Source organism: Colidextribacter sp. OB.20, from assembly GCF_009911595.1.
Taxonomy (GTDB): Bacteria; Bacillota; Clostridia; order Oscillospirales; family Oscillospiraceae; genus Lawsonibacter.
Window position 1 is genome coordinate 1 of record NZ_QWKG01000106.1, and the last position, 8,564, is coordinate 8,564.

Below are 8,564 nucleotides of genomic sequence, written 5' to 3' on the forward strand. Positions count from 1 at the left end.
CTTGCTTTCAGGAACCAGACCCTCGTGGCCTAATTTTCTTTTTTTCATCTGTCTACTTGACAGGGGGCGGTTCACATTCAAGACCGCCGTTTCCCTTTTTCAAAAATGGATTTACAGAGGGTGTGTTAAAGTTACACTTTTTTAAGGCATGGCGGTATCAAATGCTTAGAAGCATTGGGGGTATCGCCATGTTGCTTTTTTATTATCCGAATCATGTTTCCTATGGTGAACTGTTAAAAAAATCCTGTCTGATAGAACGGGATTTTCTGCCTATGAATATGAACATACATATCATTTAGCGTGTCTTAATAACTCATATTATCGGAACCGTTTTGCAAACCCGATAATCATGTATTACCCAAATGCCTATGCCGCTTTATGCTATATAGGCGTTTGTTGTAATAGCCCCCTACTGGGAAGAAAGGGGGTGAGAGAAAATGAGATATTCTGAACAATTCATGGAACATATCGAATATGCGTTTCATGCGTTCTGCAAGGTTGTCCTGCGCCATGAAGCCATAAACGCATGGCGGGATTTGAAGCGGAAAATGGAACGGGAAATATCCCTTGACTATCTGATGTCAGAACGATATTTTGAACCGTCTGTTATGGACAGTTACTTTGAAAAGCAGGACAAGACGACCGCATTTCTTGTGTTGGGAAAGGAAGTTATCGTTGATGATAAACGGCTAGCAACGGCATTATCAAAATTGCCGGAGTTAAGGCAAGAAGTTTTGTTGCTATATTACTTCATCGGTTATCGTGATGAAGCAATCGGCAGGCTGTACGGGCGTTGCAGAAGTACGATAAACCACAGAAGAAATATTGCGCTGAAACAGTTACGGAAAGAATGGGAGAGATTGGAACATGAGGAACAAAAAGCTGATACCTTTTGAAGTAATCGAAAAAGCCGTTGCAGGAGAGCCGGAAGCGGTAGACGCAGTATTGCGGCACTACACCGCACACATCAAATATCTGTCTATGTATAAGGGGCATATCAATGACGATACACAGGACAGGTTAAAAGCAAAATTGGTTGAAGCCATATTGAAATTCCGCTTCGACCGATAGGAAGTAGCAAAGACATGAAAAGCTGTCAAGGGTAAACTTCGCGCTACGCGCCCTTGACAGCTTTTCCCGCCTTTGCTTGTGGGTAGTCAAGAGGGCGAAATCAGTAGACTGCTTTCGCCCTCAATCCAGTATGGAATGATTGTTACACGATAGAGGGTGTTTCTCGCTTGATTTAAGCGCATTACAGCGGCGATAAGGACAAGGGTAAGGGTTTTATACTCCTACCCTTAAAAACGGTGTTCTATTGCGTAACATAGTAAACAATATTTCTTTGTACTGCCGTTTCCGTTCCATTCTTTTCCATTCTTGCGGCTCTGTCACTATATTGTGCTTCAAAGGAAAGGGGTTAGGGGAAAGGATAGGAAAGGAATAGATATTTGATTAAGTCTGTATTTGGTTTTTCTTTAGTTAGTTATATCTTTATTTAATTGCGTTGGATTTTCCGATGTCGGATAACCCGGTGTCGGAAAATCCAATATCGGATAATCCAACACCGGGAGTTGTTACGGTGTTCAAAATCCGTCTAATCCAATCGCTTTATAAAACTAATGCTTTCTTGGGTAGGTATGTTACGCAGTAGAGGTTAAAAAGTCCTTGATTTATGCGGCTTTCAGAGCATGGAAAACACTTAGACGATATTTTATATCCCTACCCTCAAAAACAGCATTCTATTGCGTAACAAAAAGCAGAGAACCGACCACTAATGAAAGTGATGTGTTCTCTGCTCTTGCTTGCACCCTGTTTGTCAGCGTTGATGATAAGTTGTTGTGAATACTTCCTTATCAACGTAAAACTAAGGCTTTCGGCGGTTTTTTCATTGGCACGCCCGAAGGGACTCGAACCCCCAACATTCAGAACCGGAAGCAGAAAGTTAGAAATCCGGTATCATTTATGGTGCAACAGGTTACGAGTTAGACGCATACTGAGTACCAGCAGATTTACCAGCACTCCCATCCAGCAAGGCGATTCCGACGTGGAGGACGCCCTGGTTTCGGTGCGTATAGATATTTGCGGTGGTGCTGATATCTCTGTGTCCCATCAGCTCCTTGGCCACGTTCAGCGGCACCCCGGCCCGCTGGAGATCTGTGCAGAAGGTATGCCGCAGACAGTAAGGCGTCAGATCAGGAGCCACCACAGACTGAATGATCTGGTTACGGTACAGCTCCGCACCCAAGTAAATGTCAAGCTCCCGTTTGAAGCCTGTCCACATCCGGCGCAGGCTGTTTTCGTTCTGTCGGCCTCCGCTGCCCGTTGGGAAAACCGGGCTGAACGGCTTGCCACAGACCGCTAGGAGCTTAGGACGGAGCTGGGAGTGTATCGGGATGTCCCTGACGCCGGCGGCGGTCTTAGGGCTCTTTATCACCGTCGTACCGCTTTCTTTGGCGGCGTGGATATGAATTTCGTTGTGCTCAAAATCTACATCGGCCCAGGTCAGTGCCGCTGTCTCGCCGGGGCGCATTCCAGTGTAGAGTAGCGTGAGAATCCACAGACCGGAGCGGGAGGTCTTGGCTACCTCCAGCACAGCGGCACGCTCTTCATCGGTGAGGGAGCGGTGGGAACCGGTGGTGGTCGCTGGAAGCTCCAGTAACTCTGCTGGGTCGTAAGTAATAAGCCGGGATTGCCTGGCCCGCTTGAACAGCTCCTGAAGGACTATCCGCACTTTCTTTGCATGAGAGCTGGACATACCCGCCTGCTCATTCATGATTTTTTGCAGGTGGATATCTTTTACATCCTTCAGTTTCAATCGGCCAATGCGGGGCTTGATGTACTTTTCATATTTCTCGCAGTACATGCCCAGTGATTTAGGGGTCAGCCCTTTGGGCTTCTTGTAGGTGACAAACCACTGCTTAAACCAGGCGTCTACCGTCATGGAGCCGCCAATGGTCTCGTCTCCCCTTTTGGCGGCGGCCAATTTGTCCGCCAGCTTGGTCATGGCCTCCAGCTCAGTCGTGCCGTAGGCTTCATACTGTTTGCCGTTATACCGGGCTGTTTTGCGGATGTACCCCCCTTTAGGCACTGCTGCTCCCCCTCTCGTTTTCCATCCCATCATCATCCATCGTATAGATCACTTCCGGGCAAAACACCAGGTCGTTTTCGTCCGAGGAATTTTGAGGCGGTTTTCATAGAGGCTAGGTAAATCCGGGTGACGTCATCCCGCCCATGGCCGAGCAGCTTGGACACAGACTTGCGGGCCTGGTAGGGGTTGGGCTGCTTCTGGATGAAGCCCTTGTACCACTCGGCGGCACAGGTATGACGCAGACCGTGGAACGTCATGGGCCGGTCGGAGCCCTTGTCCTGAGCGTGGGGACGGTACAGGTAGATGAATGCCTGGAGGGCCTTGATTGCCGTGTGGGTTTGCTGGTCGTCCGGGACAAACAGCTTATGGCCCCGGGGCGTCTGCTGAAGGTGGAGCTGAAGCCGCTGAACCAGGAGAGGTGTGAGCGGCACTGTCCGCACCAGCCCGCCCTTGCCCTTGATGGTAATGGCATCTTCTTTTATGGCCCTGGCCGCTGTGGCGGTATCAATGCGGAAGCACTCGTGGATCCGCAGCGCGGCATAGCGGCCCAGGTAGAGAATCGTTACATAGTCCTCTCGCTCCAGCTCCAGAGCGCAGGCCTGCATACGGCTGAACTCTGCCATACTCCAGGTCCGGTCCACCTCACCGAAAGTACGACGCTGGAGGAGCAGATCGGCGTTGGACGGCAGTTCATAGCGGGGCTGCTGGATCAGGTCATGGAAGAACCGGATAGCGGAGAGGTCGGTCTTGATGGTGGAGACGGACTTCTCCTGCTCCTGAAGATAGGACACATAGGCGTAAATGTGTTTGGGTGCGATGTTGGCCAGACGCTCCAGGCGGAACTGTTCAGCCAGGAAACGGCAGAAGCGCTGCATAGCCTCGTAGTAACGCCGCCGGGTGCGAAAACTGCCCTGCCTATTGTGGCGGTACAGCTTGTCCAGCTGGGTAAGAAGATTTTGATAATGTTTTGACATAAGTACATCCTTTCTGAAAAAAGGACGCAGCTTGCCCATTGGCGGCGGCCAGCCGTTTCTGACTGTTTTCCGTCAGACCTCCCGAAGCCGGACCTTGCCAATGCTGTCAAAACCCTTGGGGCGCAAGGTTCTATGGACCGGGAGATGCCGATTTATAAAAACTGTCTCTGTTGGCAAAGAAGTTCAGTAAGATCACCGCATACTCGCCTGCAGGTGAGTGGGAAAGAGCTTCCCGCGGCAGACGCATGACCTTGGGCAAGGCGCGGAAGTCCCGCAAGCGTCCGTGGCCCTGTCCCCAGCAGTTGGACAGGAGGATAGGAACGAAGGCCCCGCCCTGCTGGCGGCGGGACCGGCCAGCTGTCAGAACCGGCCTGGGGAAACGATAATTTTTCATAGCGATTCAATAAACTCCTTCCCTCGTTTTCCCTTGGCGTCCTGGGGTGACAGGTCCCAGGACGTTGCGCTCTCGCGCCGGGTGCAATCTGATTTTTAGACGCAAAAACGCCTGAAAACAATTCTCTTGCTTTCAGACGTCATAGGTCTTTGATTCAGTTGTTGAACCTATCGGACCAGGCCGAATGTCGTAAGATGGCGCTGTCTCCAGCGTCTGTCAAATCTCAGAGGGCATAATAACACCCCAGAGCAAACATCTGACCTGAAAAAATCTTACCTAAAATCAACTGGAGTATAGCACCGTCAAGGTACTGCGTCTAGTTGAAGTTTCTTCTATACTGGTGTTACACGGATACTGTGCCCGTAGAAACGGAGCGTCTGGTACTGTCACATGCAGAGTACCACAACGTCCGCAAAAAGTCAACCTCAGCCGAAGCTACTAAAAATAGGTAGGGGCATAATACCCCCATAACGTACAATCCTCCGGAGTCGTTGGCCCAAAGCCAAGTTCTCCATCACAACGTGTGCAATGCCGGTCCCTGCCTGCTCATAGGCCAATGGCCTACCCCGGAGTTTCACCAGGAGCGCACATAGAATCAATTACGCTTTCTTTATATCACAATATATTGTGGTTGTCAATAGGGGTTTTCTATATTTCGGGTTTTCGAGGTTGCCGCAGTCTGGCTGAGGGCGCACTATCCCCCTCGTCTATGCCATTCCGCCCTAACTTACTCCGCCCTAACTTACTCCGCCCTAAAATACAATCTTAGCTTATCAGGTAGCTCTGGCGGTGTCTAGTTGAGGATTTTTCAACCATGTGCCCAAGTTGGGCACATGGGGGGATATCCAGCTTTTGATTTACTGGGAGCCGGAGGAGACAGAAAAAGAGGAGTGGGAACAATTCACTCCTCTTGACAAATATGAAATCTGGGCTATAATGATAAGCAGAAAGGGCAGTCAACCGGGGCCTAGCCGGTTGGCGGTCAATCTCCAACAAGTTTATAGCTTGAGAAAATGCCGCTTTCCTGCCGTAGCCTAGGAGGCGGCTACTTCTTTAGGTTGTTGCCTAAAGTGATAGCCGCAATGACAAGCATAAGTAACACAATGGTCTCAGTTACGCTCATCGGCCTCACCTCCTGGGTCTTGCTGGTGGATCGGCCCCGCCCTTTCTGCATGGACAGTATAGCAGTATTTGACAAAATTCGCAAGGTACAAATGCAACAGGCCCCTCTCCAGCCAACCTGGAGAGGGACCTGTTTTTTGTTGTGTCCAAGTTGGACACATTTATCTTTCAGCGAAATCTATGAGAAATACCGCTCTGTTTCATAATTGCATTGGCTGTATGTCGAGACTTGATTTTTCCATCTACTGTGAAGTATTTCCCACTAATCGGGCTGTACCAGATATCGTGATCTCCTCTGCCATGCCGCACAAAGGTACAACGGTTTTTCGTTAGGATATCGCACACCTGCTTCTCATACTCAGCCATGCGCCATGATCCTCTCCCTGCGCTCAGACTGGAAGGTCAAGGTCAAGGGGGTGGCATTGGGGTCGTTCAACTCCAGCAACTCAGGAACAGCGAAACGGACACGCTCCAGCAGAGCGTCAAAGGAGCCGGACTCCAGCACGAGACCAGGAATATCGTCGCTGGTGGCAATCCAGACGCTGGCCTCTGGGTCCCATGCCAAATTTACAATATAGTTCATGGTCAATCCTCCCATCATCATTATATCATATCGGAAAGATTTCGTCTCGTGCTCCTAATGTGCCCAACTTGGGCACATTTATTTTTTGCCCTGTGTGGCTAGAAAGTCTATAAACGTCATTACTTTCTCCTGCTCCTCAGGAGACAAGCTGTTATATCTCATGACCAAATAAGGTTGATCCTGGATTGCCAGATTCTTGGGCCCCGTCTCCCCCAGCAGTTCGCTAGTGGTGACACCCAGATACTGGGCCAGGAGCTGGACTTTCTCGACAGAGGGAATACTGCCTGCTTCGATGTTGTTCACTAAATTAGGGCCGGCTCCACTTTCCCGGCAAGCCACAGTGGGCTTTATACCTCTTAGCTGGCAATACAATTTGATATTTTGCACAAAAAGTTGCCTGTCCAAGGGGTATCACTCCTCTTAAATAAAGAAATGCACAGCTTTCACAAAAACACTAAATTTAGTATTTTTGTATTTACAGCTCTATATTTGTGATTTATGATTTACTTGCGGAGTAAATCAAGGGCAGATACACACGGTGGTTCAGATTTCCACCGAATTTACGGGGTACAGACCGGCCATTGCTGGCCAGCAGGGCGATATTTCACCTCAGATGTATTAGAATCGGTGGGCATTGCGGGGGTGACAGAGAGATCGGCAAACTTGCTGATGAGGGCTTTAGCACCCTCGAAACGATCGGTACTCATGGAATTGAAACCAGCCAGTGCGTTACTCATAGTAGAAATGCGAGACATCCAGTTTGTTACTCCACTTTTCAGCGTGGGCGGGTCGTTTCCGCCCGCCTCTTACGGTCGCCCGTAAGTTCAGACTGTGCCTTCATCCCAGAGGGATACCCCGTGTCCAGTCGTTACACCTTCCCCTATGGGGGCTTGGCTCGGCGTTATCTGAACTACCATGTGTATTTATCTTATCATACCATTTTCGCCGGACGTAATCAAGAAAAATCTGAAAGGAGGAATTTATGTGCCTATTCGTATGCTACGCGAGCGTATGGGGATGACCATGTGCGAGTTGGCCAACAAGATGGGAGTTTCTGTAGCTACTGTCTCCCGCTGGGAAACCGGAGAGATGATACCAGTTACAGCACGCCTTGGAGCTTTGGCCGATGCGTTGCACTGCACCGCAGATGAACTGCTGTGTTTATGGTAAATTTAAAGTTGTGCAAAAGGGCTCCACATGAACAAATTGTGAACAAGCGAAAAAGTTCGAGAATCGGGCTTAACCACCTCTTCACTACTGACAGCATATATTACGGATTTGTGTCTATAATGCGCGTCAGCGTAGGCGAAGCCCTTGTTATTGACATGAATTTGTAATATATGCTACGCTCCTAAAAAGAGGTGGTGAAGTAAATATTTCCGAAAATGTTCTTTTTCTTGAATTGGAAATCATTCCCACACGAGCCCTTTTGCTAAACTTTTATTTTGCCGAAAACAGAACTGCTGGGCCGAGAGCCGCCCACAGAGGCCAGCTGATACCTCGACCGTACACCAGAAAGGAGTGAAAGTCCATGCCGGAGAACTTCCGGAATATCTACAAAATCGCTCGTCGTGCTGCCGGTTACACCCAGGAAGCGGCAGCAGAAATGATGAACCTATCTGTGGAGAGTTTACGGGCCTACGAGACAGTAGCGATAGGTAAGGTTTTGATATTGTCTCCACCTTTTCCCCCGCCCTGAACCGTGCATGAACCTTTCAGCTCACACGGCTGGCCATCAAGGATAACATGATGTCACATACTAACAACTCTCAACATGAACAAGGCTTCTAAGTGCGTCTACTTTCTTCTGCTGTTTTGCTGTCAGGTTCAGTAATTCCGTAAGTTTTGCTATCGTTTGTGGGTTGATTGCATGAATCAGCTTGTGTGCGTCTCTACAGACTAATATCAGGTTGTCATACTTGTCAGTGCCGCCTAAATGGCGCGGCACTTTGTGGTGACAGTAGATGTCGCCGATTTCCAGAACCTTACCGGTGACAGCACACTTGCCCATTTGCGCGGAATATAAGGAAAGCCGGTTATCGTTGTATTCGATTGACCGGTACGCTACGGGATGCCTCATCAGGTAGTGCAGGATTCTCATGTTAACGGCTTCCAGATTTTTGTGGATATGCGTTCGTCCTTCGGCCGTATAGGAGTTGGCTTTAGCCTTCTTTTGCATGGGAAATTTGTGCTGGATGTACCCGATTGGGGCAAGGGCTATGCCATTCACATAACGAAGCTGGTCGCTCTTTCCATAACGTTCCTTCATCACATTGGCGATGTGCAGCGGAATTTTCTTTTTCCTGACTTGTTTTGCAGTTTTGATTCGTAAGCGTCAAATGCGGAACCGCCAGACGTTTTATGTAGTCTGGCGGTTCGGGTTGGATTTAAGAATCATCGAAT

At 49.2% G+C, this 8,564-nt stretch carries 11 protein-coding genes; 5 read left to right on the forward strand and 6 right to left on the reverse strand.

Annotated features, from left to right (window positions below; genetic code table 11):
* The 3 genes from D1641_RS19290 to D1641_RS18100 all read left to right on the forward strand — a co-directional run.
* A partial coding sequence (locus tag D1641_RS19290) for a hypothetical protein (RefSeq protein WP_207708646.1) occupies positions 1-299 on the forward strand: 299 nt, incomplete at its 5' end.
* A gap of 138 nt (positions 300-437) precedes the next feature.
* Entirely contained in the window at positions 438-896 is a 459-nt protein-coding gene (locus tag D1641_RS18095) for a sigma-70 family RNA polymerase sigma factor (protein WP_160254716.1), read from the forward strand.
* On the forward strand, positions 868-1,071 hold the full coding sequence (locus D1641_RS18100; RefSeq protein WP_023345929.1) for a helix-turn-helix domain-containing protein: 204 nt from the start codon (positions 868-870) through the stop codon (positions 1,069-1,071). Before D1641_RS18095 ends, D1641_RS18100 begins: the two co-directional genes overlap by 29 nt.
* 904 nt (positions 1,072-1,975) lie before the next feature.
* On the opposite strand, the gene D1641_RS18105 is transcribed toward D1641_RS18100, so the two are convergent.
* The 5 genes from D1641_RS18105 to D1641_RS18125 all read right to left on the reverse strand — a co-directional run bounded on the left by D1641_RS18105 (position 1,976) and on the right by D1641_RS18125 (position 6,566).
* Positions 1,976-3,088 carry a site-specific integrase gene (locus D1641_RS18105; protein ID WP_160668240.1) on the reverse strand — a complete coding sequence of 371 codons (1,113 nt, stop codon included), beginning with the start codon at positions 3,086-3,088 and terminating at the stop codon, positions 1,976-1,978.
* Positions 3,089-3,120: 32 nt separating this feature from the next.
* A complete protein-coding gene (locus D1641_RS18110) occupies positions 3,121-4,062 on the reverse strand; it encodes a phage integrase N-terminal domain-containing protein (protein ID WP_160668242.1) in 942 nt (313 codons plus the stop codon).
* A 1,684-nt stretch (positions 4,063-5,746) separates the two neighbouring features.
* Positions 5,747-5,944, reverse strand: a complete 198-nt coding sequence (locus tag D1641_RS19915) for a type II toxin-antitoxin system HicA family toxin (RefSeq protein ID WP_160668244.1) — start codon at positions 5,942-5,944, stop codon at positions 5,747-5,749.
* The gene (locus D1641_RS18120; RefSeq protein WP_160668247.1) at positions 5,937-6,161 is read right to left on the reverse strand and encodes a DUF1902 domain-containing protein; all 225 of its coding nucleotides are present in this window, start codon (positions 6,159-6,161) and stop codon (positions 5,937-5,939) included. The genes D1641_RS19915 and D1641_RS18120 overlap by 8 nt, the downstream gene beginning before the upstream one ends.
* 78 nt (positions 6,162-6,239) lie before the next feature.
* Positions 6,240-6,566 (reverse strand): helix-turn-helix transcriptional regulator, encoded by a 327-nt coding sequence (locus tag D1641_RS18125; protein ID WP_160668249.1) that lies wholly within the window; start codon positions 6,564-6,566, stop codon positions 6,240-6,242.
* A 579-nt stretch (positions 6,567-7,145) separates the two neighbouring features.
* Here D1641_RS18125 and D1641_RS18130 point away from each other — a divergent pair.
* Positions 7,146-7,331, forward strand: a complete 186-nt coding sequence (locus D1641_RS18130; RefSeq protein WP_160668251.1) for a helix-turn-helix transcriptional regulator — start codon at positions 7,146-7,148, stop codon at positions 7,329-7,331.
* 361 nt (positions 7,332-7,692) lie between these two features.
* Entirely contained in the window at positions 7,693-7,860 is a 168-nt protein-coding gene (locus D1641_RS19920; protein WP_347707471.1) for a helix-turn-helix transcriptional regulator, read from the forward strand.
* 60 nt (positions 7,861-7,920) lie between these two features.
* On the opposite strand, the gene D1641_RS18135 is transcribed toward D1641_RS19920, so the two are convergent.
* Positions 7,921-8,430: an HNH endonuclease signature motif containing protein gene (locus tag D1641_RS18135; RefSeq protein ID WP_279285720.1), complete on the reverse strand. Its 510-nt coding sequence runs from the start codon at positions 8,428-8,430 to the stop codon at positions 7,921-7,923.
* Positions 8,431-8,564 lie beyond the last annotated feature (134 nt).

Coding starts and splice junctions, on each gene's coding strand:
- D1641_RS18095 (WP_160254716.1), top strand. CDS start 438: ATGAGATATTCTGAACAATTCATGGAACATATCGAATATGCGTTTCAT.
- D1641_RS18100 (WP_023345929.1), top strand. CDS start 868: ATGAGGAACAAAAAGCTGATACCTTTTGAAGTAATCGAAAAAGCCGTT.
- D1641_RS18110 (WP_160668242.1), bottom strand. CDS start 4,062: ATGTCAAAACATTATCAAAATCTTCTTACCCAGCTGGACAAGCTGTAC.
- D1641_RS19915 (WP_160668244.1), bottom strand. CDS start 5,944: ATGGCTGAGTATGAGAAGCAGGTGTGCGATATCCTAACGAAAAACCGT.
- D1641_RS18120 (WP_160668247.1), bottom strand. CDS start 6,161: ATGAACTATATTGTAAATTTGGCATGGGACCCAGAGGCCAGCGTCTGG.
- D1641_RS19920 (WP_347707471.1), top strand. CDS start 7,693: ATGCCGGAGAACTTCCGGAATATCTACAAAATCGCTCGTCGTGCTGCC.
- D1641_RS18135 (WP_279285720.1), bottom strand. CDS start 8,430: ATGAAGGAACGTTATGGAAAGAGCGACCAGCTTCGTTATGTGAATGGC.